Below are 25,073 nucleotides of genomic sequence, written 5' to 3'. Positions count from 1 at the left end.
GCGGAGCGCATCCTTTGACCGCCGGCCGAACCGGGGATGAGCGGCGGCCGTTCACGGGCGTATCCTGCAGCATAGAAGTATTGCGTTGAGAGATGGCTTGTTTGTCGCGATTTGTGTTGTTATATTATAACAATTATCCGCCGTCTCAAGTGCGCCACTGCTGTCGCTAAACCGAGTGGGTCAAGACTTTGTCCGAAGCATTCGCAGGCGGAAATGCCATTAAATGTCTATTTTTTGTTCAGTCGAGTTGCTGCGAGGTCAGGATTGGTCCAGGGCAATGGATGCTTCGAACATTTAGAGCGAATGCTGGTAACAAACGATAAAGGCATGGGTATGGGTATGGGCTGTAAAAGGCCGGTTACATTGTCGGGATACACTACCCTGCTATCCGCAATCGTAGCGCCGACTGAAACCGGATCGGAATTGACGCGCTGTTTTGCGTCACCAAGAGTGACGATATAACATTGAAAATATGAGTTCAAAACACACCCGACTGATTTTATTAGTAGTGTCCGGCAATTTGCCGGGGCCTGTTTATGCGGAAGAGTCCCTTCCGGTATTGGAAACCGTGGTCGTCACTTCGCCGATTCGCGAAAAACTGTCCGACTTTTTGTCGCCGATTACCGTCTTGAGCGACGACGAATTACGAATGAAAACCGGTCACAGCATCGGCGACACCTTGAAAAACGAGCTAGGCATTTCCAGCCAGTCGTTCGGACCCGGCGTCGGCACGCCGGTGATACGCGGTCAGGCCGGTCCGCGGGTGCGGGTATTGAATAACGGCATCGGCGCCAACGACGTGTCGGCGATCAGTCCGGACCACGCCACCAGCGTCGAACCGCTGCTGGCGGAGCGCATCGAAGTGTTGCGCGGGCCGGCGACCTTACTCTACGGCAGCGGCGCCATGGGCGGGGTAGTCAACGTGATCGACAACCGGATTCCCGGCAAGGCCTTCGACAAAGCCTTGAACGCGGCGTTGGAGCAACGCTTCGACTCCACCAGCGACGAAACCAGCACGACGATGAAAATCGAAGGTAGCCGGGATCACATCGCCTACCACCTGGATGGTTTTTACCGCCACCGCAACAATTTGGACATCGGTGGTCGCGGCATCGACAGCGCCAAGGTAGCGACTACCGATCCGTCGTTGTCTGTCGTCGACAATCCTAAGGGCTATTTAAACAACACCGGGGCGGAAGCGATCAGCGGTTCGGCCGGTTTGTCTTGGATCGACGATTTCGGTTATGCCGGCGCCTCGATCAATAACCTGAACAATACCTACGGCATCGCTCCGGACGGCACCGGCGAAGAAACCGTACAAATCGCAATGCGGCAGAACAAATACGATTTCAAAAGCGAACTGAACAATCCGTTGCCGTTCGCTAAAAGTGTGCGTACCCGTCTTGGTTACACCGATTATCAGCATACCGAAATCGCCAACGGTGAGCCCGGCGCGTTCTTCACCAACAAAAGCTACGAAGGCCGTATCGAACTTAATCACCAGGACATCGGTCCGCTACGCGGCGCGGTCGGTTTTCAAGCCCAGATCAGCGATTTCAACGCAACCGAGAAATTGAGCGGTGCCAGCATCGTGCCGCGATCGGATACCTATAGTTACGGGGTGTTCGGCGTCGAAGCCTTCGATCTCGGCCCGGTAACCTACCAGCTCGGTACTCGCGTCGAGCAAACCGATATTCATCCGGACGGTTTCAGCCCCTTGAGTTATACCCCGGTCAGCGCATCGGCGGCGGCATTATGGAAATTGGACCTTAGCAACAGCATCAATCTGGCTGTGACTCGCTCATCGCGGGCGCCCAATGTCCAGGAACTGCTGGCCAACGGTTACCACGACGCTACTCGCAGCTTCGAAATCGGCAGTTTGAACCTGAACGAAGAAACCGCATACAACCTGGACTTGGGTTACCGCTTCAACGGCGACTGGTTGCGGGCCGAGCTCGACCTGTTTCACAATTGGGCCGGGGATTACATCTACCAACGCCGCACCGGGCAATTCGTCGACGAAGACGGCAACCCGTGCGCGGTGGATTGCAAACCGGTAGTGCAAAGCAGCCAACAGGACGCCATTTTCAAAGGCTACGAAGCCAAGCTGATTTTCCCGATGCTGGAAAACCATTTCGGCCTGCTGGAACTGACCTTGTTCAGCGATTACACCCGCGGCCAATTCGTCAACGGCGGCGACGTGCCGCGCATGCCGCCGCTGCGCTACGGTTTGCAACTGGATTACAATCAGGACAAACTCTCCAGCTATCTGCGTCTGACCCGTGCCGACGAGCAAACTCACGTCGGCGAGTTCGAGACCTCTACCGCAGGGTATTACTTGCTGAACGTCGGCGTCAATTACCAGATTCAAGCGACCAACGACACCCGGTTGCTGGTGTTTGCCAAAGGCAACAACTTGCTGGATCAAAACATCCGCAACGCGACCTCTTATCTGCGCAATTTTGCGCCGGAAGCCGGACGCGGGGCGGAAGTAGGGTTTAGATTAAGTTATTAATTATCGATAGCGGCGAAGGCGCACCGAGAGGAGCGCCTTTTTTTGAATCACCAATTGTTATAATATAACATACCAATGACAGCAATTAATCCTTTTCCTCAACCCAAACTCCCGGTAACCGTGTTATCCGGCTTTCTCGGCGCCGGCAAAACCACGCTGCTGAATCACATACTCAGCAATCGCGAAAACCGGCGAGTGGCGGTGATCGTCAACGACATGAGCGAAGTCAACATCGACGCCGCGCTGGTCAAGAACGAGGTGCAGCTGAATCGCGGCCAGGAAAAACTGGTCGAAATGAGTAACGGGTGCATTTGCGCAACCCATCCTTGGGTTGCGTGCTCCGCACCGGGCCTTGCCCGTCCAAGTTTGCTCCCGGCAAACTTGTGCTGCACCCTGCGAGAGGACTTGCTGATCGAGGTCGGCAACCTGGCCAGGGACGGCCACTTTGACTATCTGGTGATTGACCAATTTGCCGGGAGCAAATTGGGATGCGCAAGCACCGCGCCAGCGGCAAAACCCAAGGATGGGTTTTGTCAATCCACCGGCATCGCCGAACCGCTGCCGATTGCCGAAACCTTCACCTTTCGCGACGAAACCGGCGCTAGCCTGGCCGACATCGCCCGACTGGATACCATGGTAACCGTGGTCGACGCCGTCAACTTCATGCGCAACTACCAGGAAGCCCTGAGTCTGAAGGAGGCCGGCGAGGCTTTGGGCGAAGACGACGAGCGCAATGTCGCCGACCTGCTGGTCGACCAAATCGAATTCGCCAACGTGATCCTGATTTCCAAAATCGATCTGATCGCCAGCGACGAAATCGTCAACCTCAAGGCCATCTTGCACAGCCTGAACCCCGACGCCGAAATCGTGCCGATGGCGATGGGCCAAGTCGACCTCGGCAAAGTATTGAATACCGGGCTATTCGATTTTGAAAAAGCCGAACAGGCTCCCGGCTGGCTCAAGGAATTGCGCGGCGAGCATGTTCCCGAGACGGAAGAATACGGTATCAGCAGCTTTGTGTACTCTGCCCGCCGCCCTTTCCACCCAACACGCTTCTACCAGCATTTGCACGAAGGCGAGTGGGAAAACGGCACGTTGCTGCGCTCCAAAGGCTTTTTTTGGTTGGCTTCCAGACCCGAGCACGCCGGCAACTGGTCGCAAGCCGGCGGCATCATGCGCCACGGTCTGGCCGGACGCTGGTGGGCGTCGGTACCGGAGGATCAATGGCCGGAAGAGTACCTAGAAGACATTCGCGAACATTGGCAAGAACCCTATGGCGATTGCCGCCAGGAACTGGTGTTCATCGGCCAAAACCTCGATGCCGAACAAGTCTGTCGGGAGCTCGACGCTTGCTTACTGACCGAGGCCGAATTGGCGGCAGGCCCCATGGCTTGGCGCCGGTATGCAGACCCGTTTCCGCTTTGGTTCGCGCAATGACGCGCAAGCAAACGGCTCGACCCGCCGGCGATGCAAACCGTATCGCCGGCCTACTTTTCCAACCTTTGCCTTGGAGGGCAATACCATGAAAAAAAACCAACTGTTACCGGTAGCGCTGCTTGCGATGGGATTGAGCATAGCCGGCCAATCCCTCGCTGCCGAGAGTAGCTTGGCCGGCTATTACATCGGTATCGACGGTACCGACACCTTTACGTCCGGCACTTACAACGGCTTGGCAAACCCCAATGCCGGCAATCTGACCTTACTTCTCAACCACGGCAACCATTATCACGGCATCGGCGCCTACGCATACAGTGGCCCAGCAGGGTCGCCAACGACCAACGACACCAATACCAACAACCGCATTCCGGAAATTTCCTCGCTGGATGCGCCTCTGGCACTCAATTGGGGCAGCGGTAGCCTGTATAGCGGCAAACTCACGTCCCAAAACAATCCGTCGGAAGACTACGGCAACCTGACCTTCGCTCGGGTAGACGACCTGGCAGGGCACGAAACCGGCAGCGAACAACAGATTCTGTTCAACAGCAGCAACAACCGCTGGTCGACCTTGCTGGGCGATACCGCTATCGGCCTGCAATTGATCTCCGCCACGGCCGGTTTGTTCGTCGGCGACCAACAAACCGCCAATCTGTTTGCCATCAGCGACACCATCAACCTGGATAGCTACCTTACTACTGGATTCGCGCCGATCTTCTGGACCGCATCCGATGCCGTTGCAGGCACGTATACCGCCGAATTTCGGTTGGTCGGCTTAAATGACGCGAATATCAATTCCGGACGTTTTTACTTCGACTTCGCACCGACCGCGGTTCCGTTGCCGGCGGCGTTTTGGTTTTTTGCATCCGGTTTATTCGGATATATCGGCCTTAGCCGCAAGCGCGGCCTCCCTACGGCATGAGTTCCACCGGTGAAAATAACTCGGCCGGAAGCGACATGTGCAGCGTACCGCCATTACGCATGTGCTTGGCTTGACTAGCCGTGCGCTCCGGCGGCTAGCCATTTTCGTGTAGGAGGATGAGATGACCGGTCTGGATAGTTATCTGCACCTGATAGGCGCTGAACTCTTGATCATTCTCGGCGCCGTGATTCCGTTGTTGGACGATAAAACCCACAAACGGGCGCTCACCCTGGTGTTTTCGGCGGTGCTCGGTTTCATGTTGGCCCATTTCATCTCCCACGTACTGCCGAACCGGTTGGCCGATTTTATCTATAGCTCGCACCGCGATTATCGCTCGCTGAAAAATCCGGGCAAAGAACCGACATGAACAGCGTTTTACCTAGCATTGCCGCTTGCCTTGCCGTCAGCCTGTGCTCGCTGTCGAGCGCGCTTGCGCTGTGGCTGCCGACGGAGCGCCTAAAACAAATCGTGCCGTTCTTAGTTGCCTTGGCGGTAGGGGTATTGCTGGGGGACGCTTTCATCCATCTGATTCCGGACGCCACGGCCAGACAAGGCTCGGTCAGCGATGTATGCCTGATGGTATTGATCGGCGTCTTCGGCTTTTTCGTCATGGAAAAGCTAGTGCGCTGGCGCCACGATCACACTGTCGACACCCAGGCCGAAGCCGGCGAAATTTTGCCTTTGGCCAAAATGAATCTGATCGGCGATGCGATCCACAACTTCGTCGACGGGGTGTTGATTGCCGGCAGCTTCTTGGCCGACCCGGTAGTGGGTTTGACCACCACGTTGGCGATCATTGCCCACGAAGTACCGCAGGAACTGGGCGACGTCGGCGCGTTGCTGCGTGGCGGATATGCACCCAGGCAAGCCGTGTTGTACAACTTTTATTGTTCCTTAACCGTTGTGCCCGGCGCCTTGTTTACCCTGCTGCTCGGCCAAGTCGCCGAATCGTCGTTGATCGTATTGTTACCAATAGCTGCAGGCGGCTTTATCTACATTGCCGCCTCCGACCTGATTCCGGTATTGCACGAGCGTTCGACCTTGCCCCATCTTGGCGGGCAAGCCGTCTCTTTCGCTTTGGGCATTGCTTGCATGCAGGCCGTCGTGCTGTTCGAACAAATTTTGTTAACCGCATAAGGAGGCCTAAATGCCCGTAGCCCATTTTTTGAGGCAAACCTTAAGCCCTGCCGGCCAAGCCGTTCAACACTTAGCGCCGCCATGGCTGCACTCTCCGATGAAAAGCCTGGTTTCCCGCGATTTTGCCGATTTGGCGGATATTTACCGGCACAACGTCAACTTATGCCTGCTCGAACGGACGTTTCCGGTCGACATGGAACATTTTGTTTATACCGCGCTGGCACGGAAAGTCGGCGTCGAAATCAGCCTGCGAATCGATCCACTGCAGTTTGATTTCGGCGAAATTTGGCCTCAAGCATCCGTGCTGCCGGGTTACCAAACTTGGTTGGACGACGTCGAAATGTTGGTCGGGGCATTTTGCGACTTATTCGAGTTGCGTGAGGCCGGATTCCGTCTGTACACGCTGGACAAAGCCATGTGCCCGCGCTTTCACGTCGACCGGGTGCCGGCCCGGTTGATTTGCAGCTACGGCGGCATCGGTACCGAATGGCTGCCCGAGTATGCCTTGGACCGCGGCAAGCTGGGCATGGGCGCTTGCGGAAAGCCGGACGACTGTTCCGGCTTGATCTTGGACCCGACCGCAATCCGGCAAATGCCGGCCTACGCGGTGGGCCTGATGAAGGGCGAACACTGGGAAGGCAACGAAGGCCGCGGCCTGGTGCACCGCTCGCCGGCCCCCACCGCGGTGCAGCCACGCCGCTTGTTGCTGACTTTGGATATGTTGTAAAGCGTAGGTACGCAGTGCGTACCTTTTGGCAAACGATTCATCGGAAACCTTTAATCTGGTACTGGTACGCGGTGCGTATCTACTGACTACCGCAACAAAAACCTACATGCTGATCAAACTGTACAACGGCTCGATTTACGACCCCAGCCAAAACCTGCACGGCGATACCCGCGACCTGTTCATCCGCGACGGGGCGATTGTCGCCGACCCCGGACCGGCCGCGCGTTTCGACGCGGTGTACGACTTGACCGGCAAGATTGTGATGGCCGGCGGCATCGACATCCACAGCCACATCGCCGGCGGCAACGTCAACACCGCCCGGGTATTGTTGCCGGAGCAGCACCGCAATCATATGGCGCGGCGGCTTAACCATCCCTTCAGTTCCGCCAAGTGGTCCAGTACCGACATCGGCTACCGCTACGCGCGGATGGGCTATACCAGCGTGGTCGAACCGGCGATGTTGCCGGTGGGCGCGCTGGACGTGCACCTGCAAATGGCCGACATCCCGATCATAGACACCGCCGCGCTGGCGATCCTGGGCAACGACGAACTGTTGTTGCGACTGCTACGGGCCAAGGCCGGCCAGAACCAAATCAACGATTACGTAGCCTGGACCTTGAACGCCACCCGCGCGCTGGGCTTGAAGATCATCAACGCCGGCGGCGCCAACGCCTTCAAAAGCAACGTCCGCCAATTCGGTCTGGACGACATCGTACCGGATTACGGCGTCAGCTCCCGGCAGATTCTGCAAACCCTGCAAACCGCCGTGCATCAGCTCGGCGTGCCACATCCGCCGCACGTGCATTGCAACAACCTGGGCATCCCCGGCAACGTCGACACCATCGTCGCCACCATGGAAGCCGCGCAAGGCCTGCCGATGCACCTGGCCCACGTGCAGTTTTACGCTTACGGTACGGAAGGCGCCAAAGGCTTTTCCTCGGCGGCGGCCAAACTGCTGGAAGCCTTCAACCGCCACCCCAACATCAGCATGGACGTCGGCCAAGTGCTGTTCGGCCAGACCGTGACCATCTCCGGCGACATCATCGCCCAATATAGCCGCCACGCCGACGCCAGCCCGAGCAAATATGTAATGTGGGACGCCGAAACCGAAGGCTCCGGCGGCGTGGTGCCGTACCGCTACCGCCAAGCCAGCTTCGTCAACACTCTGCAATGGGCGATTGGCCTGGAACTGTTTTTACTGGCCGAGGCGCCGGAGCGGCTGTTTTTCACCACTGACCACCCCAACGGCGCGCCGTTTACCGCCTACCCGGAACTGCTGCGCTTGCTGATGGACGCCGATTACCGACAGGAATGCATGGCCCACCTGAACCAGGAAGCCCTGGCATTGACCTTGCTGCCGAATCTAAAGCGCGAATTGACCCTGAGCGAAGTCGCCAGCATGACCCGCTCCGCCGCCGCCACGCTGCTGGGCCTCAACGACAGAGGCCATCTGGCGCCGGGCGCCATTGCCGACATCGCCGTTTACGATCCTGGTCAGCGTACCGGCGCTCGTCCCGACTACCGGGCAATGTTCGCCGACGCCGCCTTGCTGTTCAAAAACGGCCGGCTGGTGGTACAAGACGGCATCGTGATCGAACGGCCGGCCGGCTTGGCCCAGACCGTTACCCCGGTTTACGACGCCGGCATCATCCGTACTGTCAAACAACACTTCGACCGCTTCTACAGCCTGAAACTCGGCCAATACGCGGTCAACGACGCCGACTTCGGCGAACATCCCAGGTTTAAGGTGCATGAATGACGACATTGCGCTACGAAGTCGAGATTTGTCATCCCCTCTGCCGCGCCGAGCATCGCAGGGTTTGAGCGGAATAGCCCGAAGGGGCGCGGCAAGGATGCCGCGCGTTTTCCGCGGGGGCTGGGAAGCCCCTTCGGAAAACCCCGTTCAAACCCGAGGAGCGCAGGGAATAAGCGGCAGCGGGGGTGGCCTTTTCTTTGGATACTTTCTTTTGGCCACGCAAAAGAAAGTATCTCGGCTGTCGGGCCGAGACCCGACATTAAAAAGCCGTCGCGATAGTGACACAACAATGACAGTCGCCTCGACCAATACACATTAAGCCGTTACAACCAGTAAAAACCATGAACCCCATCGAAGACATCCAGGCCCGCGCCGACAGCCGCCGTATCGCCATCGACAAAGTCGGCATCAAGGACATTCTGCATCCGGTGCGGGTGCGGGATAAAAACGGCGGCGAACAACATACCGTGGCTCGTTTTGATATGTACGTGAATCTGCCGCACGACTTCAAGGGCACCCACATGTCGCGCTTCGTGGAAATCTTGAACGGCCACGACCGGGAGATCAGCATTGCTTCGTTTCCGGTCATGTTGCAGGAAATGCTACAGCGGCTGGAAGCCGAATCCGGCTACATCGACATGCGTTTTCCGTATTTCGTCGAAAAGGCCGCGCCGGTCAGCGGCGTGCGCAGTCTGCTGGATTACCAAGTCGGTTTTATCGGCGAAATCGACGCCCAGGGTTGCCGCACCAAAGTCAAAATCGTGGTGCCGGTGACCAGCTTGTGCCCATGTTCCAAGGAAATCTCGGAACGCGGCGCCCACAACCAGCGCTCCCACGTCAGAGTCACGGTAGCAACCTCGCAATTCATCTGGATCGAAGATCTGATCGCGCTGGTCGAGGCCGAAGCCTCGTCGCCTATCTACGGCTTGCTGAAGCGTCCGGACGAAAAATACGTCACCGAATACGCTTACGACCACCCCAAATTCGTCGAGGACATGGTGCGCGACGTTGCCGCCCGCCTGGACGCCGAGCCGCGCATCGGCGCCTACACGGTGGAATCGGAAAACTTCGAGTCGATACACAACCACTCGGCTTATGCGCTGGTCGAGCGCCGTAAACCGACGCTATGAATTTCCATGCCTTAATCGTTCGTCCTTGACGACGGACGAGTCATTCCCCCCCAAGGAGACCGCCATGCAAACCGCCCCAAAACTCAACTACCCGGTACCCGTGACGATATTGACCGGCTTTCTCGGCGCCGGCAAAACCACACTGCTGAACCGCATCCTCACCGAACAGCACGGCCGCCGCATCGCGGTGATCGAAAACGAATTCGGCGAAACCGGCATCGACAACGAACTGCTGGTACAAACCGACGAGCAAATCGTCACGATGAACAACGGCTGTATCTGCTGCACCGTGCGCGGTGACCTGGTACGCATCCTGGCCGAATTGTCCGAGCGGCGGGAAAGCGGCGTTATCCACTTCGAACGGGTCATCATAGAAACCACCGGTCTGGCCGATCCGGCGCCAGTGGCGCAAACCTTTTTCATCGAACCCGACATCGCCGAAAATTACAAACTGGACGCCATCGTCACCGTGGTCGACGCGGTGCATGCCCACATGCAATTGCAAGAGCATCACGAAGCGCAAGAACAAGTCGGTTTTGCCGACCGGATTTTGCTATCGAAAACCGATTTGCAGGAAGCCGAAGTGGTTGCCGACCTGGAAACCCGCTTGCGGGCGATGAACCCCAGGGCGCCGATCAAGCGCGTGCATTTCGGCGCCACCGAGTTGCACGACATACTGGACATCGACGGTTTCAACCTGGACGACATCCTGAAAATCGAGCCGGATTTTTTAGACGACGTCAGTCACGAGCATGAAGACGACATCGGTTCGTTCGTGTTCCGTACCGACCGTCCGCTCGATGCGGCCCGCATCTTGGCGTTTCTGGACATCATGGTGCGCGACTACGGCAACGACCTGCTGCGCTACAAAGGCATCCTCAATATCGCCGGCTGCGACAAGCGGGTCATTTATCAAGGCGTGCACATGCTGATGACCGAGGGTTTCGGCAGCCCGTGGCCGGACGGCGCGGCTAGGGAATCGAATCTGGTATTCATCGGCCGCAATTTACCCAAGCAGGAGATGCTGGAGGCGTTGGCAGCCTGTCAGCTTGCGGTTTGAATGACGTTGCCCGCATCATTCTTGACCTCTCGCGCTACGCGTCGCCACGCGCCAAGTCTCCGAGAGTTGGGCCCATTTCATGAATAAGCCATGCGGAGGTGAGATCGCGCGAATGATCCCGTCAGGCTAGCCTTAGGGAGCAGCACAAATGACATTGTGCTCCTGTATGAGATGTTATAATATAACATAGTGACTTGGTTCACACAGCTCGTCGCCTAGAGTCAGGCCGGGCTTTCACTTGCATAACAGGAGAACGTTCATGAGTAATCTTTGGTTAAAACCCGCGTTGATACTGGGTTTAAGCATCAATCTGTCCGCGCCGCTGGCGGCGGAGCAACACGACGGCGACATTCAGCCTTGGAAACAAGGCGGGCAAATCGAATTGAACGGCACGTTGTTCGAAGCCGATTTCGGCGACCTATCCGGCGGCGCTTACCGTACCGACGATCCGGGCTACGATGCCGACACCGCGTTAGGCGCATTCGGAGACGGTAACTGGCTATGGTTTCAAGGCATCGGTTCCTTGCAATTCTGGAACGGCTCGGCTTGGAGCAATTCGGTATTGAACGGCGAACACATCCAAATCGAAGACGCGCTTGGCAACACCTCGGTATTTTCGGCTGACGGCGTAAGCAACGGCGCCGGGGTAATAGGGCAATTCGACAGCAATGGCGATATTCACGAACATCTGGACATGGCGATTCGCAACGCCAGCAACGCTTTAGGCGGCAGCGTAGGCGCCTATTGGATTACGCTGCAATTGTTCGAGACGGTTGCTGAATCGCAAACTCCGCTGGCGATTTCGGCAAGCTACGACATCATTTTCAACCGCGGCTTGGCTAGCGCAGACTTCGAAGCGGCGGTCTCTGCGGCAACCGCACCGGTACCGCTGCCGGCCGCCGTGTGGATGTTCGGTTCCGCCTTGATGGGCTGGCTGTACACAGGACGCCGCCGCCAAGCGCATGTTTAAAGCGTCGTCCGCTTGCCGACCTGCAATTGAGCTCGCCGCCGGGGGTGGGGTTTAACTCCCCCCTCGGCCCTTGCGGCACCGCAAAAATTTTTAAGCAATGCAACGATTCCCGATCATCAGGCCGCGCAGTTGCGCTCCCCCGCGCCCCCCCCGGCCTATTCCCAGCGGCCCCAATCGGCTTGAGCCAACAAGGTTTGCTTGCGTTTTCCGGCACAGCCCGTTGTGTGCACGCTTGACGCTAACCGCGTTTTTGCTGACGCTCAGCCCGCTAGCAAGCGCCGCCGACCCGGCGGCTACGGATTTTGAACGCAGCACGGTAGACGATGAAATAGCCCTAGACACGGTCGAAGTGATCGGCGACCGGACGAAATCCACAATCGCGCCGCAAACCAGCGAACTGCGCGGCGACGCCTTGTACCGGCAGCAAGCCGACACCTTGGGCAAAACCCTGGAAAACCAAATGGGCGTTGCCAACGCCTCGTTCGGTCCCGGCGTCGGCGTACCGGTAATCCGCGGCCTGAGCGGCTCGCGGGTGCGCATCATGCAAGACGGCATCGGCAGCCACGACGCATCCTTTTTGAGCCCGGATCACGCGGTGGCGATAGAACCGCTGTTTGCCGAACAAATCGAGGTGGTACGCGGGCCGGGCACGATTCGCTACGGCGGCAACGCGATCGGCGGTTTCGTCGATGTCAAAGACAACCGGATTCCGGAAAAGGTACCGGGGCGCGTCATCGAAGGCGCCGTCGAAAACCGTTTCGACACCAACGCCGACGGCACTAACGCCGGTTTTAAATTCGACCTGGGCCGGGAGCAATTGGCGATGCGGGTCGCCGGTTTTCACCGTAACCGCAACGACACCGAAATTCCCGGCGCCGCGATCGATGCCGGCGCGGTTCGCCAACAATTCGGCTTGAACAAGCTCATTAACGCCTACGGCACGATACCCAATACCGACAGCGAAAGCGTCGGCGGCTCGCTGGGTTTGTCTTGGCTGGGCGAATCGGCCATGGCGGGCCTGTCGGTCGGCCACTTCACCAACCGCTACGGCGTGCCCAAAGGCACGCACGGCATAGACCCCAGCGATTTGGACGGATTGGAATTGCTGTTGCCGGACATAGACCCGGCTTTGCTGGACGAATTCGCCGACATCCTGGGAGCGGAAGCCTTGAATCCCAGTATCCGCATCGACATGCGCCAGACCCGATACGACTTTAAAAGCGATTGGTATCCGCGCTTGCCCGGCATCGAAAAAGTCGCGTTCCGCTACGGCATCGTCGATTACGCCCATACCGAAGTCGAGGGCGGCCTGCCGTTCACCACCTTCACCAACCAAGTCGGCGAAGGCCGATTCGAAATTCACCACACTTTCTTCGACGCGCTGACCGGCAGCTTCGGCGCGCATTGGCAAGACCGCGAGTTCGCCGCGCTAGGGGTGGAAAGCTTTGTGCCGCCGACCCAAGGCGATACCTTAGGCTTGTTTACCCTGCAAAAACTGCAATTCGGCGATTGGACGCTGGAAGCCGGCCTGCGTACCGAGCGGTTGCGCATCGACCCCAGCACCGACTATCTGCGCTTCCCGACCCCGCCCGGTCTGCCGCCCCGTTTTGCCGACATTGCCCTGCCCGACAGCTTGCAATTTCGTGCCGACACGGCGTCCTTGTCCGGCCGCTGGGATTTCAGTCGCGACGCCGGGCTGACCCTGACGCTGAGCCGGGCCAAGCGTGCGCCGGACATCCAGGAGCTGTTGGCGATAGGCCCGCATCTGGCGACGCGTAATTTCGAGGTCGGCAACGTCAAATTGGGCAACGAAACCGTCAATCTGGCCGATCTAGGCCTGGACTGGCAATCGGAGCGGCTGTCGCTCAAATTGAACGGCTATTACAACTGGAGCGACGATTACATCTATCAAAAACGCCTGTCCGGCTTTTACAGTTATCACCAGTCGCAGTTTTACGCCGACTGCGTCAGTCTGGTCGATTGTTTGCCGATTTACGCCTACGACCAACGCAACGCCTGGTTCACCGGTTACGAAGCCGAGGCACAAGCGGTATTGGCCGATACCGGTCTCGGCCGGTTGAAACTGACGCTGTTTTCCGATTGGGTGCGCGGACGCTTTGCCGACGGCGACCGCAGCGATGTCCCACGCCTGCCGCCGCTACGCTTCGGCGCCGAACTCGGCTTCGGCGACGCGATCTGGAACGCTTCAATCCGCTATACCCGCGGCGAAGCGCAAAGCCACCCCGGCAACGCCGAAACGGCGACGGCCGGCTACCACCTGCTGGCCGCCGGCGCCGATTACCATTGGAAAAGCCTGGAGCCCTTGGATTTATGGCTTTTCGCCAAAGCCAACAATTTATTGAACGAAGAAGTGCGCAACTCGGTGTCGTTTTTGCGCAATTTCGCGCCGGAGCCGGGCCGTAGCGTCGTGATCGGCTTTCGCGCCACCTTCTAAAACATGCTTAAGCCATGACAACGTTTAGGCCCGACGAGTTGCAGCTACAGCCTATCGCCACGACATTTTTCGAGCCGCAAAGAGCCTGTTTGTTCCCGCGCAGCTTTCACAGTAATCCGTAACGCCGGAGATTCCCTATGTTTCGTCACCGCTTGCCGCGCCTAACCATTCGTCCCCAAATTGCGGCCTGCCCGTCCGGCCTTGTCAAACCAAAGCGGCCGCACGTGCCGGCGATGTTGAAGCCGCTGGCTTGGCTGCTGGCCACCGTCGCCGTTCCGGTTTACGCCGTGCATTTGGACGTGGAAATTTGGGCCGACGGCGACGCGATGCAGGCCGGTTTTTGCCGCACGCCCGGTGCGGTCGGTTGCGACCTGACCCAATTGACAGGCAGCCTGAATTTGCCGGCCGGGACTTTACCGGTAGACGGTGCCAGCGGGCAGATGGTGTATTTGACGGACTTTCGCGATTTCTCCGGCGGCCCTTACAAGACGCCGAATCCGGGGTTTCAAGCGGTAGACGGCGCGCTGGAGGCCGGCGAATTGGTCAATTACCAAGCGCTGGGCATCCTGGAATATTGGAACCCGGAGACTCGCGCCTGGCAGCCGGCCCCGGCCAATGTGCGCGTCAAACTGGCCGGGGCCATCGATCCGGCCTACGTAATCACCGACTACAACCAGTGCGGCGGCCAGTTGTTTTGCTTTGCCGACGGTTTCGATAACCAAACCGCGGTAACCTTGTTTACCGGCAGCGGCATCGCCGGCAAGGCGCAAATGGTGGTAGACGCCGCCAACAACTCGGGCAGCTTGCACACCCACTTGAATTTCTTTTTGGAAAACCCCCAAGGTACGCTCGGCGGGCCGGTCGGCGCTTATTTGTTGGAACTGCAAGTCGGTTCCAACCGCCGCATCCAGTCGTCCACCCCGTTCTACGTATTATTCAACGCCGGATTGTCGACCGAGGATTTTTCCGCTGCCTTGCTGGAGCGCATCGAGACATTGCCGGTGCAACCGGTCGCACCTATCGCCAACGCCGGCGCCGACCGCTCGGTCAAGGTCGGCGATACCGTCGTGCTGGACGGCTCGGCCAGTTACGACCCGGACGCCGCGCCGAATGCGTTAAGCTATCAATGGCTACAAACCGTCGGCAGCCCGGTCGAGTTAAGCGGCGGCAATAGCGCCGGCGCGAGCTTCGTCGCCAGCCAAGCCGGCCAATATGCCTTCCGCTTGACCGTCAACGACGGCGCCGCCAGCGCCAACGACGAGGTCGCGGTCACGGTGAGCGCCGCCGACACGCCGATTGCGCCGGTCGCCGATGCCGGCGCCGATAGGACAGTCGGTTTGAATGCTGTGGTAACCCTGGACGCCGGCGCCAGCTACGACCCGGAACCCGGCCCCGGCGAATTGAATTTTAGCTGGCAACAAACCGCCGGGACTAGCGTGATCTTGCAAAACGCCGATACCGCCACCCCCGGTTTTACTCCGGTTCAAACCGGTCGTTACGCCTTTCGCGTCGCGGTTGGCGACGGCAATCTGATCGCTTACGACGAAGTCGTCGTTACCGTGCCGGAGCCGCCGCTGGCCGATGCCGGCGCCGACAAGCTGGCGCGCTTGCACAGCCTAGTCGCGTTGGACGGCAGTGCCAGCGTCGATACCGACCCCGGTCCCGACGCGTTAAGCTATCGCTGGCAACAAACCCAAGGCGAGGCGATGGCGTTGAACGGCGCCGACGACCGGTCGGCCTATTTCACCCCGACCCGTCCCGGCAACTATTCCTTTAAATTGGCGGTCGGCGACGGCGTCGGCATTGCTTACGACGAGGTGACTTATACCGTCCCGGCGCTGGGCGACGTGGATTTGGACGGCGACGTCGACCGAATCGACGTCGCCCTGATTTTGCGGGCCATTAAAAAAGCGCCTAAACCGATAGACGTCAACGATGTGCGCGACTTGGACGGCAATCGCAAAATCAACAAAGCGGACGCCCGGGCGGCGAAAAGACGTTGCACGCTAAGGCGCTGCCGGCCGACCCGGCGTTAGCTCGGACACGGGGAAAGGCATGACGCCAAGCGCAGTTACCCGGCATCTCGGCGCCGGCAAAACCGCTTAATCGCATCGAGCCTTATCTATTGGAAAATCCTCCACTGGATGTGGTCGATTGGGTGGCTGAACTAACCTCACTGACTGAGCAATGACTATGAAAGTCATTGTGGGAGCGACGCCTTCGTCGCGTCGAAGGCGTCGCTCCCACCGAAAAACTTTCATTTGCTGGGGTGCTGCGATTTAGCAGCCGATCCATCGACCTGCTGTTCCCCAAGTTATTTGCCGAGAGCTGATGCTGTCGGGCTTTAGGCGAATTCGGTTTGGCTGGATTTCAATCAATATACACTGGTAATCAGAGCGTTTGTGTTCGGCCATTACCGGACTCCCGCGTTTCGATCATCAGTGACCGCCGTTAACTTGGTAGCTGTCCAACAGTTTAGCTATACATGCGTTATGAAAGACCTGGCCCTGCTCCACTTTTAGAGACAGCAGAATTTACATTGTTAGTTTGAATTTTCACCATCTTGATCGATTTCATCAGCCTGAATAAACAGAACGTTAGCTGGCAGCGAAAATTCACGAGCTATGTCTTTTGGATCGGACATGCTGATTGGTGTACCCGCCTGACATAGACATACCTGCTTGAGGATATCTTCTACGTTCAAATTAACTGATTGCAACATGGATACAAGATCTTGTTGATCCCATATCGAATCTGGAATACCTCTGCTGTTTTTGAACGATATTGCATCATCATGCCAAATACACGATGAAACTTCATTCTGCATATATTTGGGCTGAGTATTTGGCGTGAATTCACAGTAAAACATTTCAAATACAGCCAGAATGCATTTATGCTGTTTTTGTCTTTCCAATTGATCTGAAAAATGGGAAAGACCCGTAGATGTCTGAGCGTGATCCCATTGATAATTTTTCGTTGCCAACCTAGGCCACTTTGCTTCAAATACAGCGATTTTTGATTCACCTTTCGAGCATATGATTATTGCCGCATCACATCCAATTTGCCGCTCCAGTCTCGGTTCAAGCAAATAAGAAGTAGCTTGAAGACCAGTTTTCGTATGGCTATTGATGTTTCTTCGGAGAGCTCCAGTGAAATTTGATGTGTAGTCATTTTCTGACGTTATGTAATTACGACATAAGTCACTTCTTATTTCCTTATCGGAAATATATGCAAAATAGCTAATCTCGTCTATTTGTTGCGAACTCAATTTGAACATTGACGTATCCTAAAAAATTAACGATAAAACTCAGACGACCAAAACCGTTCAACAGATTTTAAGTTAACTGGAGTTACAGGTTCGGGCTTTGCGAAAAGCCTGCTATCTAAAATTGTATTTTTATACTCGGTTTTAGTGGGATCGAAGCACTCAAAACAACCGAATATCTACAATCGTTTATTCAAACTAATATCAGCAAATTGTAAGGGTTTTAACCTTCGAATCCTCGATTCCAACAAGGCTTGCTGATGGACATTGGCATTAGGGCATTGTCGAGTAGTTTTTTAAATAGTCATAAAATTCCATTGCCTGTGAGATAACATAATTCATGAAATTTTTAAACATCATAGCAAGAGGCTCAATCCATTCCATCTCAATCAGCACTCCAACCAATAAAGCTAAAACCACAAATGAAACAACGATTCCTGCGCGTTTCTGCATGCAGCGATATGCCATATCTGCATCTTGAAGCGGTGTATCAGCTAATGCTTGATAATCTTTTTCATCTAGGAAGCCGTACAGATGAACGCGCCAAGAACTTCTGGAGGCATTTACTATTTTTAAAAATTTATTATTTGTCGTAATAGATATTAAGTACGAAATTAATATATACGCAGCAACTAGCGTAAATATTAGAGCAAAACCAGTGCTCAAGTTATTAGCAGGCTGTTGATTTTATCTCCCCTGTAACCCGCATTGGCTGGTTGAGTCAGATGTGTTGGTAAATCATAAAGTATTGTTCTAAATGATAAAATAGTTCTATCTCCAATATATTGCACTGTCCCCATGCGCGGCGCCGACATTACTCAAGAAGACCTGTTCAGTTACCGAACCCTGGAAAGCCGGATTCCCAAAAAGCATCCGCTACGCAAGCTGCGTCAAGTGGTCGACTTGTTGCTCGCCACGCTAAACGACGAGTTCGACGCGCTCTACGCTCGTCGCGGTCGAGATTCCATTCCGCCGGAACGCTTGTTGCGCGCCAGTTTGTTGCAAGTGCTATTTTCCATCCGTTCGGAACGGCAACTGGTGGAGCATATCGACTTCAACCTCTTGTACCGCTGGTTTGTCGGCTTGACGATAGATGACGAGGTGTGGGATCACTCGACCTTCAGCGCCAACCGCGACCGTTTGCTCAACGAACGGATCAGTCGTTTGTTTTTCGAACGGGTACTGGCCTTGGCGGAGTGGAAACAGCTGATCTCTGACGAGCATTTCTCGGTGGACGGCACGCTGATTCAAGCCTGGGCCTCGCACAAGAGTTTCGTCAAGAAAGACGGCTCGACCCCGCCGCCGGAAGATGGCGGCCGCAATCCCACGGTCAACTTCAAGGGCGAGAAACGCAGTAACGAAACCCACGCCTCGACCACCGATCCCGATGCTCGGCTGTACAAAAAGAGCGAGGGCGACAAATCGCAGCTGGCTTTCCTCGGTCATGCCTTGATGGAGAACCGTAATGGCTTGGTCGTCGACGTCGAAGTCACCCAGGCCACCGGCACCGCAGAACGCGAGGCGGCCCATGCCATGGTCAAACGCACGATCCACAAACCGGGCGCGACCTTGGCCGCCGACAAAAATTACGATACGCAGGATTTTGTCGCCAAGTTACGCCAGCGCAAAGTCACGCCGCATGTCGCCAGCAAAGACAAAGGCTCCGCCATTGACGGTCGCACAACCCGGCACGACGGTTACCGTAAAAGTCTCAAAATCCGTAAGCGGATCGAAGAAGTCTTCGGTTGGGCCAAGACAGTCGGCCCGCTACGCCAAACCAAGTTCCGGGGGTTAAAGAAGGTCGCCGCGCAAACGATTTTTACCTTTGCCGCCTATAACCTGACGCGCATGGGTACCATTTTCGGCTGGCGATACAGTACCGCCTAGGCGGTGGTGCGCCTGAAATCCGCCAAAAGGCGGAATTTAACGCCCTTCGGGGCGAATATAACCGGCTAAAACCGGTTTTTGAGGTGTGATCGGGCTTCCAGAAGCCCAACAAAACCAAAAAATGGTTTTGAAGCCGAAGGCATATAGGCAAATTTCAACACCCTGTTAGACTTTACACTATCGACAGAAAATCGAACTGCCAATACTCCTATTGCAATTGCCACATCACGCCAAATCGCTCCAGATAGTTCTTTTGACTGTTGGAGAAGCTTTTGAACATCATCATTAAGTGCTTTGCGAAGATCTGCCAAAGCTTTAAGGGTATCTTTACTCCCTGAACGAAGATGTGCTTTATAGACAAGTCGTGCGGACTCAAGGGCGTTCGCTAATCGGGAATCAAGCCCAATGCAAAAAGAATCGGTTGATGTCCATGCGCGAGCTAACTCTGAAGATAGAAATGTATGCTTTACTTCTACATCTTCCCCTTCCAGATAAATCCATGCAGCAACCTCTTGAAGTAATTGAAATACTGATTCATTTAGTTGAATTTCCCCAAACTCAAGTCGGCGTGGTGGTTGACCGGCTAATAGCGCTTTTTGAACGCTTTCTTCTTTGTACAATTCATTTGGCAACGACTTAGCTATCATCGTGGCAGCAACTTTTTTCCAAATAGTAATTACTTCAGATTGTTCAGTTGCTGGTGATATATGAATCCATGGCTCGATTCGCAATGGGGCCATAAATTCAGCTGATTGACACCTAACCAATTTACGTGGACTATTCGAAACAATTTTATTCGGCTCTTGTAACCCGCTAGAAAATGGGGCATCAATCCAACGATCCACTGTAAAGGCTTTGGTGCTAAAGCCGTTTTCAATAAAAGCTAATTTTACTTCTACAGCTTTATACAGAAGCTTCTCATTCAACAAAAAGGAATTCCATCCTTCAGGGCTGAATAAATGAGGCGAAACATCGGAAGAAGTAAATTGGACAGTAAAACGATAACTCTGATTTTCTTGTCCCGATGATGGCTCCACGTCATCCCCGGAATCATCTTTACAGTGATACGTCAACCAATCTAGCTTTTCATCAAAAACATTTTGCCAAGCCAACAACGCAGCACGAGGCATGCAACCAACGACGAAAAGATCACCCGGAGTCTCGGTTATTTTCAAATCGACCGATTCGCGGCTAGCACTAATGGCTTCTTGGATTTTTTTCAGTATCAATATCATCGCTTTTTATTCCAGCTGTAGTGATGACGATTTTTGTGACACCATCATGACCAGGTTGTGTCGTTATTTTGTTCCGGTATTCCTCGTCATAACATATAGAAATCCCTTCAATAGTATCCATCCGGCGACGAGTTGGTTTTGGAACATCCTCTGGTAAAATTTGAAAGGTTTCTTCAGAGATGCCTTGAATCTTCAAATTGCTTTTAAAAGTTTTTCGGACGGTTGAAGCTTCAGACAATGGGCCAAAAACTGCCGTTATTAGCAATTCCAGTTCATCTGGATTAAATTGGTGTCCTCCTTGTTGTAAAACCTCATAAATACGGTTTACTCCGCCTTTTTGAATGTCTTGTGCAAGCTCAGATCGATGCGCTTTAAAAGTATCTTTTATCGCATTAACCAGCTTGATGCTCATTTCTTCTGGTTTATTAATACGCCGAACATCAAGAAACGCCTGAAAATAATCCGATATATTCGTTGGTTTGCTTCTATCTCGCACAACAACTTTTCCACCACTCGCCTCTGACAGACGGACTAAAGCAATTTTCTGCATTGCTTCTGGTTTTTTAACCCAGTTCTGATGAGATAAATTTAGCCTTGGTTTGCTAGTATTTTCTGGCAAAAAATAACTAACCACATCATCATTATCATATTTTATTAATGCATAAATTCGATTTCCATTTTTAATCGTTATTTCAAAAACAAAGAAAGCCCCCATACTCATGGTTTTATGGATGTGCAGCCTTTGAAAATCTTTTGTTAATGATTTTGTGTTTTCAGAAAATGTGCCGCCATCGGCAATGATATCTCTTATTAAACGCTCTACATTTGAATTTGTCTTAAACTCAAATAAATTTCCTGTCAATACTGACTTTATGCGATCTAAAAAGAAGTCTGTGTGCTCAGGAGGATTAATTTCTTCTAACAAAATAGGCTCTTCAAGCATCTTGCCAACCACATGAAAAATCATGCGTGTAATTGACATTGAATCCTTTTCTTCATCTGTTAATAAAATCATACTTACTTCCTTTGATAGCCTTATGGGGTTTGCATTGTTTTACATATTGAAAGATATTTCGTAATTCATCAATCTTGTAAAGGCAAGGTTAACGGTGCAAAACTAGATTGCTCCTGGCATGTAAAAACGTCTGTACTCTGTCATTCTTCGTTTCATACTCGACCAATGAACACCATTAACAGGGTGTTGAAATTTGCCTATATGCCTTCGGCTTCAAAACCATTTTTTGGTTTTGTTGGGCTTCTGGAAGCCCGATCACACCTCAAAAACCGGTTTTAGCCGGTTATATTCGCCCCGAAGGGCGTTAAATTCCGCCTTTTGGCGGATTTCAGGCGCACCACCGCCTAGGCGGTACTGTATCGCCAGCCGAAAATGGTACCCATGCGCGTCAGGTTATAGGCGGCAAAGGTAAAAATCGTTTGCGCGGCGACCTTCTTTAACCCCCGGAACTTGGTTTGGCGTAGCGGGCCGACCGTCTTGGCCCAACCGAAGACTTCTTCGATCCGCTTGCGGACGTTGAAGCTTTTCCGGTAACCCTCATGCCGTGTGGTACGTCCGTCGATGGCCGAACCTTTTTCCTTGCTGGCGACATGCGGCGTGACTTTGCGCTGGCGTAACTTGGCGACAAAATCCTGCGTATCGTAATTTTTGTCGGCGGCCAAGGTCGCGCCCGGTTTGTGGATCGTGCGTTTGACCATGGCATGGGCCGCCTCGCGTTCTGCGGTGCCGGTGGCCTGGGTGACTTCGACGTCGACGACCAAGCCATTACGGTTCTCCATCAAGGCATGACCGAGGAAAGCCAGCTGAGACTTGTCGCCCTCGCTCTTTTTGTACAACCGGGCATCGGGATCGGTGCGTGATGCGTGGGTTTCGTTACTGCGTTTCTCGCCTTTGAAGGTGACCGTGGGATTGCGGCCGCCGTCTTCCGGCGGCAGGGTCGAGCCGTCTTTTTTGACGAAACTTTTGTGCGAGGCCCAAGCTTGAATCAGCGTGCCGTCCACCGAGAAATGCTCGTCAGAGATCAGCTGTTTCCACTCCGCCAAGGCCAGTACCCGTTCGAAAAACAAACGACTGATCCGTTCGTTGAGCAAACGGTCGCGGTTGGCGCTGAAGGTCGAGTGATCCCACACCTCGTCATCTATCGTCAAGCCGACAAACCAGCGGTACAAGAGGTTGAAGTCGATATGCTCCACCAGTTGCCGTTCCGAACGGATGGAAAATAGCACTTGCAACAAACTGGCGCGCAACAAGCGTTCCGGCGGAATGGAATCTCGACCGCGACGAGCGTAGAGCGCGTCGAACTCGTCGTTTAGCGTGGCGAACAACAAGTCGACCACTTGACGCAGCTTGCGTAGCGGATGCTTTTTGGGAATCCGACTTTCCAGGGTTCGGTAACTGAACAGGTCTTCTTGAGTAATGTCGGCGCCGCGCATGGGGACAGTGCAATATATTGGAGATAGAACTATTTTATCATTTAGAACAATACTTTATGATTTACCAACACATCTGACTCAACCAGCCAATGCGGGTTACAGGGGAGATAAAATCAACAGCCTGTTAAGTCGGATCGTCCAATTGGGGCCGTGATTACCGTAGCGTCATCACATTTTGAATGACAGCTTATTTGCCTTTTACTGTCATCGCTAATTAAACTTTTTCTGTCGGATTAGGGTCGTAAGCCGCCAATCAATTTTATCGAGAGATTCAATCAAAAAGGTGACGGGCTTGATTGATGCATTACTGTTGTCTAGCCCACTCGTTGCGCAGAGCGTTCGATTTGCTTCTGGCGCCGTTGCCTTAAGCTCGTGCCACCGTCGCGCGCTCCTCATCCAAAGCGTGACGCCGTTGCTTTAACTCGGCGATCTCTTTCGAGGCTATTCATAGGTATAAATTACCGACCGGTAACGTTTGATTGGCAAAAGGATGGCTCATCATCTAAAGCTCCCGATCGGGAATATAGCGACAACACGATGCTATGCCAAACCCAAAACCACCGCTCGGTAATATTCAGAATGCCATGGTTTTGGGCCAAATCGTCGCACTTCACCGTAAAGCGCAAGGATTGACGCAAGCCGATTTAGCAGGACTGGCTCCAAGCCGGTACGCGCTTTATCAGCGCTCTGGAATACGGCAAGGGTACGGTGCAATTCGATAAGGTCATGCATACTCTGAATTTGTTGGGCTTGGATGTCGTGATTATGGATAGGCAATCATGAAACGCTTGGCCGTATTTGCCGGCGAGCAATTGGTCGGTTATTTACAGGAAAGCCAACAGTACCAACTGTTATTTCGTTACGCGCCGGATTGGTTGACCAATCCCAACGCCATTGCGCTTTGCGCCAATCTGCCACTCACCGAACAAATCTTCACAGGCGCCCAATGTCGCGGCGAAATTAAAGCGGATGGTTTCAAATCCTGCAGAACTGCAAATGCTTGAGCAGTTGGCCAACCAAACTGAATGTTGTGTTGATCTGGTGAAATCCAGGTTTTATTCTTAATTCGCCGATATCCGATATGCGCACTCAATATTCCGGCCAACTACAGGCGGATGGAACCCGCGTGCCGCTCGAGCAAATAAGCCGCAATGCGCTTATCCAGCCAGGAATGCGGCGCCTTGCGGCCGACGCCGTCTAAAAAACCGACATGACCGCCGCGGTCGTAAAGCTCCAAAGTCACCGGTGCCGCCAGCTCAGCGGGTGCGGGTAAGACCGCCCGCGTCATGAAAGGATCGTCCTCGGCTTGAATCAATAAGGTCGGCACTGCGATGCGGCCCAAAAACTGCCGGGAGCTGGAGCGCCGGTAATAATCGTCGACTCCGGCGAAGCCATGCAAGGGTGCGGTGACTTGATCGTCGTATTGCCAAAAAGACTTCAAGCGGCGCAGATCGCCGAGGTTGCGCAATTTTTCCGCTTCGGCGTCCAAACCTTGCGCATCGAGAAAAACCCGTTTTTTGCCGATGTAGCGGCGCAATTCGGCCAGCAAATAGGCGCTGTAAAATTTGGAAAATCCGCTATCCATCCGGTCAGCGCATTCGCTTAACACCAAGGGTACGGAAACCGCAACCGCAGCCGTCAAATCGAGCTGCTCGCCTTGTTCGCCCAACCATTTCAACAACACGTTTCCGCCCAACGAAAAACCGACCGCCGACAGCTTGGCTTGCGGAAATCTGTGCCGCAACCTGCGATATACGATATTCAGATCGCCGGTGTCGCCGGAATGATAGCTGCGCGCCAAGCGGTTGGGTTGACCGCTGCAACCGCGAAAATTCAGCGCGACACTGGCAAAGCCCTGTTGCCGTAGCAAATGCTGCAAACTCGTCACGTATTGCGATTCGGAGCTGCCGGCCAAACCGTGCAAAATGATAACGACGTCGGACCCGGTTTCGCCGTACCAATCCAAATCCAGAAAATCTTGGTCCGGGGTTGGCAAACGCTCCCGGGTGCGAAACAGCGTTAGGGGAGCGCGCAACAAGGCGGGATAAATGGTCTGCCAATGCGGATTTCCCAGCCAAATAGCGCCCGGCAAGCGCTTTTGTGTGATTGGCACAACAAGCTACCCGGACGGA

20 protein-coding genes are annotated in these 25,073 nt (G+C 54.5%); 14 read left to right on the top strand and 6 right to left on the bottom strand.

Annotation, left to right across the window (positions count from 1 at the left end):
• Positions 1–472 precede the first annotated feature (472 nt).
• From F1E05_RS01555 to F1E05_RS01495, 12 genes are all read left to right on the top strand, one after another.
• Positions 473–2,515, top strand: a complete 2,043-nt coding sequence (locus tag F1E05_RS01555; protein WP_150046235.1) for a TonB-dependent receptor — start codon at positions 473–475, stop codon at positions 2,513–2,515.
• A gap of 75 nt (positions 2,516–2,590) precedes the next feature.
• Positions 2,591–3,952, top strand: a complete 1,362-nt coding sequence (locus F1E05_RS01550) for a GTP-binding protein (protein ID WP_150046234.1) — start codon at positions 2,591–2,593, stop codon at positions 3,950–3,952.
• A gap of 85 nt (positions 3,953–4,037) precedes the next feature.
• Positions 4,038–4,871 carry an all3515 family Zur-repressed PEP-CTERM protein gene (locus tag F1E05_RS01545; RefSeq protein WP_150046233.1) on the top strand — a complete coding sequence of 278 codons (834 nt, stop codon included), beginning with the start codon at positions 4,038–4,040 and terminating at the stop codon, positions 4,869–4,871.
• Positions 4,872–4,992: 121 nt separating this feature from the next.
• Positions 4,993–5,238, top strand: a complete 246-nt coding sequence (locus tag F1E05_RS01540) for a hypothetical protein (protein WP_150046232.1) — start codon at positions 4,993–4,995, stop codon at positions 5,236–5,238.
• Positions 5,235–6,008 carry a ZIP family metal transporter gene (locus tag F1E05_RS01535; RefSeq protein WP_150046231.1) on the top strand — a complete coding sequence of 258 codons (774 nt, stop codon included), beginning with the start codon at positions 5,235–5,237 and terminating at the stop codon, positions 6,006–6,008. Before F1E05_RS01540 ends, F1E05_RS01535 begins: the two co-directional genes overlap by 4 nt.
• Before the next feature lie 10 nt (positions 6,009–6,018).
• A complete protein-coding gene (locus F1E05_RS01530; RefSeq protein WP_190303220.1) occupies positions 6,019–6,735 on the top strand; it encodes a DUF1826 domain-containing protein in 717 nt (238 codons plus the stop codon).
• A 106-nt stretch (positions 6,736–6,841) separates the two neighbouring features.
• Positions 6,842–8,494 carry a formylmethanofuran dehydrogenase subunit A gene (locus F1E05_RS01525; protein WP_150051724.1) on the top strand — a complete coding sequence of 551 codons (1,653 nt, stop codon included), beginning with the start codon at positions 6,842–6,844 and terminating at the stop codon, positions 8,492–8,494.
• A gap of 338 nt (positions 8,495–8,832) precedes the next feature.
• Positions 8,833–9,621, top strand: a complete 789-nt coding sequence (gene folE2, locus F1E05_RS01515; protein WP_150046230.1) for a GTP cyclohydrolase FolE2 — start codon at positions 8,833–8,835, stop codon at positions 9,619–9,621.
• 64 nt (positions 9,622–9,685) lie between these two features.
• A complete protein-coding gene (locus F1E05_RS01510; RefSeq protein ID WP_150046229.1) occupies positions 9,686–10,681 on the top strand; it encodes a CobW family GTP-binding protein in 996 nt (331 codons plus the stop codon).
• A gap of 259 nt (positions 10,682–10,940) precedes the next feature.
• Positions 10,941–11,651, top strand: a complete 711-nt coding sequence (locus tag F1E05_RS01505; RefSeq protein WP_150046228.1) for a PEP-CTERM sorting domain-containing protein — start codon at positions 10,941–10,943, stop codon at positions 11,649–11,651.
• Between the two features lie 220 nt (positions 11,652–11,871).
• Positions 11,872–14,106, top strand: coding sequence for a TonB-dependent receptor (locus tag F1E05_RS01500; RefSeq protein WP_190303219.1), 2,235 nt, complete (start codon positions 11,872–11,874; stop codon positions 14,104–14,106).
• A 137-nt stretch (positions 14,107–14,243) separates the two neighbouring features.
• Entirely contained in the window at positions 14,244–16,142 is a 1,899-nt protein-coding gene (locus tag F1E05_RS01495; RefSeq protein WP_150046226.1) for a PKD domain-containing protein, read from the top strand.
• A gap of 506 nt (positions 16,143–16,648) precedes the next feature.
• On the opposite strand, the gene F1E05_RS01490 is transcribed toward F1E05_RS01495, so the two are convergent.
• Both F1E05_RS01490 and F1E05_RS01485 read right to left on the bottom strand, forming a co-directional pair.
• Complete coding sequence (locus tag F1E05_RS01490; RefSeq protein WP_150046225.1) at positions 16,649–17,383, bottom strand: hypothetical protein; 735 nt, start codon at positions 17,381–17,383, stop codon at positions 16,649–16,651.
• 261 nt (positions 17,384–17,644) lie between these two features.
• Positions 17,645–18,037, bottom strand: coding sequence for a hypothetical protein (locus F1E05_RS01485; protein ID WP_150046224.1), 393 nt, complete (start codon positions 18,035–18,037; stop codon positions 17,645–17,647).
• A gap of 132 nt (positions 18,038–18,169) precedes the next feature.
• Here F1E05_RS01485 and F1E05_RS01480 point away from each other — a divergent pair, with 132 nt between their 5' ends.
• Positions 18,170–19,258 (top strand): IS5 family transposase, encoded by a 1,089-nt coding sequence (locus F1E05_RS01480; RefSeq protein ID WP_150046223.1) that lies wholly within the window; start codon positions 18,170–18,172, stop codon positions 19,256–19,258.
• 65 nt (positions 19,259–19,323) lie between these two features.
• Here the strand turns inward: F1E05_RS01480 and F1E05_RS01475 are convergent, their stop codons facing one another.
• From F1E05_RS01475 to F1E05_RS01465, 3 genes are all read right to left on the bottom strand, one after another.
• Positions 19,324–20,493 carry a hypothetical protein gene (locus tag F1E05_RS01475; RefSeq protein ID WP_150046222.1) on the bottom strand — a complete coding sequence of 390 codons (1,170 nt, stop codon included), beginning with the start codon at positions 20,491–20,493 and terminating at the stop codon, positions 19,324–19,326.
• A complete protein-coding gene (locus F1E05_RS01470) occupies positions 20,456–21,508 on the bottom strand; it encodes a nucleoid-associated protein (protein ID WP_150046221.1) in 1,053 nt (350 codons plus the stop codon). The genes F1E05_RS01475 and F1E05_RS01470 overlap by 38 nt, the downstream gene beginning before the upstream one ends.
• A gap of 344 nt (positions 21,509–21,852) precedes the next feature.
• Positions 21,853–22,941 carry an IS5 family transposase gene (locus F1E05_RS01465; protein ID WP_150046220.1) on the bottom strand — a complete coding sequence of 363 codons (1,089 nt, stop codon included), beginning with the start codon at positions 22,939–22,941 and terminating at the stop codon, positions 21,853–21,855.
• 779 nt (positions 22,942–23,720) lie between these two features.
• On the opposite strand from F1E05_RS01465, the gene F1E05_RS01455 reads away from it, so the two are divergent.
• The gene (locus F1E05_RS01455; RefSeq protein WP_150046219.1) at positions 23,721–23,945 is read left to right on the top strand and encodes a HipA N-terminal domain-containing protein; all 225 of its coding nucleotides are present in this window, start codon (positions 23,721–23,723) and stop codon (positions 23,943–23,945) included.
• A 101-nt stretch (positions 23,946–24,046) separates the two neighbouring features.
• Here the strand turns inward: F1E05_RS01455 and F1E05_RS01450 are convergent, their stop codons facing one another.
• Complete coding sequence (locus F1E05_RS01450; protein ID WP_232056742.1) at positions 24,047–25,054, bottom strand: hydrolase; 1,008 nt, start codon at positions 25,052–25,054, stop codon at positions 24,047–24,049.
• Positions 25,055–25,073: the final 19 nt, after the last annotated feature.

The organism is Methylomonas rhizoryzae, assembly GCF_008632455.1.
Lineage (GTDB): Bacteria > Pseudomonadota > Gammaproteobacteria > Methylococcales > Methylomonadaceae > Methylomonas > Methylomonas rhizoryzae.
The sequence above is the reverse complement of the archived record's forward strand: the minus strand, read 5'-3'. Positions and strand labels throughout refer to the sequence as shown.

Coding starts and splice junctions, on each gene's coding strand:
- F1E05_RS01550 (WP_150046234.1), top strand. CDS start 2,591: ATGACAGCAATTAATCCTTTTCCTCAACCCAAACTCCCGGTAACCGTG.
- F1E05_RS01525 (WP_150051724.1), top strand. CDS start 6,842: ATGCTGATCAAACTGTACAACGGCTCGATTTACGACCCCAGCCAAAAC.
- F1E05_RS01495 (WP_150046226.1), top strand. CDS start 14,244: ATGTTTCGTCACCGCTTGCCGCGCCTAACCATTCGTCCCCAAATTGCG.
- F1E05_RS01530 (WP_190303220.1), top strand. CDS start 6,019: ATGCCCGTAGCCCATTTTTTGAGGCAAACCTTAAGCCCTGCCGGCCAA.
- F1E05_RS01505 (WP_150046228.1), top strand. CDS start 10,941: ATGAGTAATCTTTGGTTAAAACCCGCGTTGATACTGGGTTTAAGCATC.
- folE2 (WP_150046230.1), top strand. CDS start 8,833: ATGAACCCCATCGAAGACATCCAGGCCCGCGCCGACAGCCGCCGTATC.
- F1E05_RS01455 (WP_150046219.1), top strand. CDS start 23,721: ATGAAACGCTTGGCCGTATTTGCCGGCGAGCAATTGGTCGGTTATTTA.
- F1E05_RS01475 (WP_150046222.1), bottom strand. CDS start 20,493: ATGATATTGATACTGAAAAAAATCCAAGAAGCCATTAGTGCTAGCCGC.
- F1E05_RS01510 (WP_150046229.1), top strand. CDS start 9,686: ATGCAAACCGCCCCAAAACTCAACTACCCGGTACCCGTGACGATATTG.
- F1E05_RS01535 (WP_150046231.1), top strand. CDS start 5,235: ATGAACAGCGTTTTACCTAGCATTGCCGCTTGCCTTGCCGTCAGCCTG.
- F1E05_RS01465 (WP_150046220.1), bottom strand. CDS start 22,941: ATGCGCGGCGCCGACATTACTCAAGAAGACCTGTTCAGTTACCGAACC.
- F1E05_RS01540 (WP_150046232.1), top strand. CDS start 4,993: ATGACCGGTCTGGATAGTTATCTGCACCTGATAGGCGCTGAACTCTTG.
- F1E05_RS01470 (WP_150046221.1), bottom strand. CDS start 21,508: ATGATTTTATTAACAGATGAAGAAAAGGATTCAATGTCAATTACACGC.
- F1E05_RS01555 (WP_150046235.1), top strand. CDS start 473: ATGAGTTCAAAACACACCCGACTGATTTTATTAGTAGTGTCCGGCAAT.
- F1E05_RS01490 (WP_150046225.1), bottom strand. CDS start 17,383: ATGTTCAAATTGAGTTCGCAACAAATAGACGAGATTAGCTATTTTGCA.
- F1E05_RS01545 (WP_150046233.1), top strand. CDS start 4,038: ATGAAAAAAAACCAACTGTTACCGGTAGCGCTGCTTGCGATGGGATTG.
- F1E05_RS01480 (WP_150046223.1), top strand. CDS start 18,170: ATGCGCGGCGCCGACATTACTCAAGAAGACCTGTTCAGTTACCGAACC.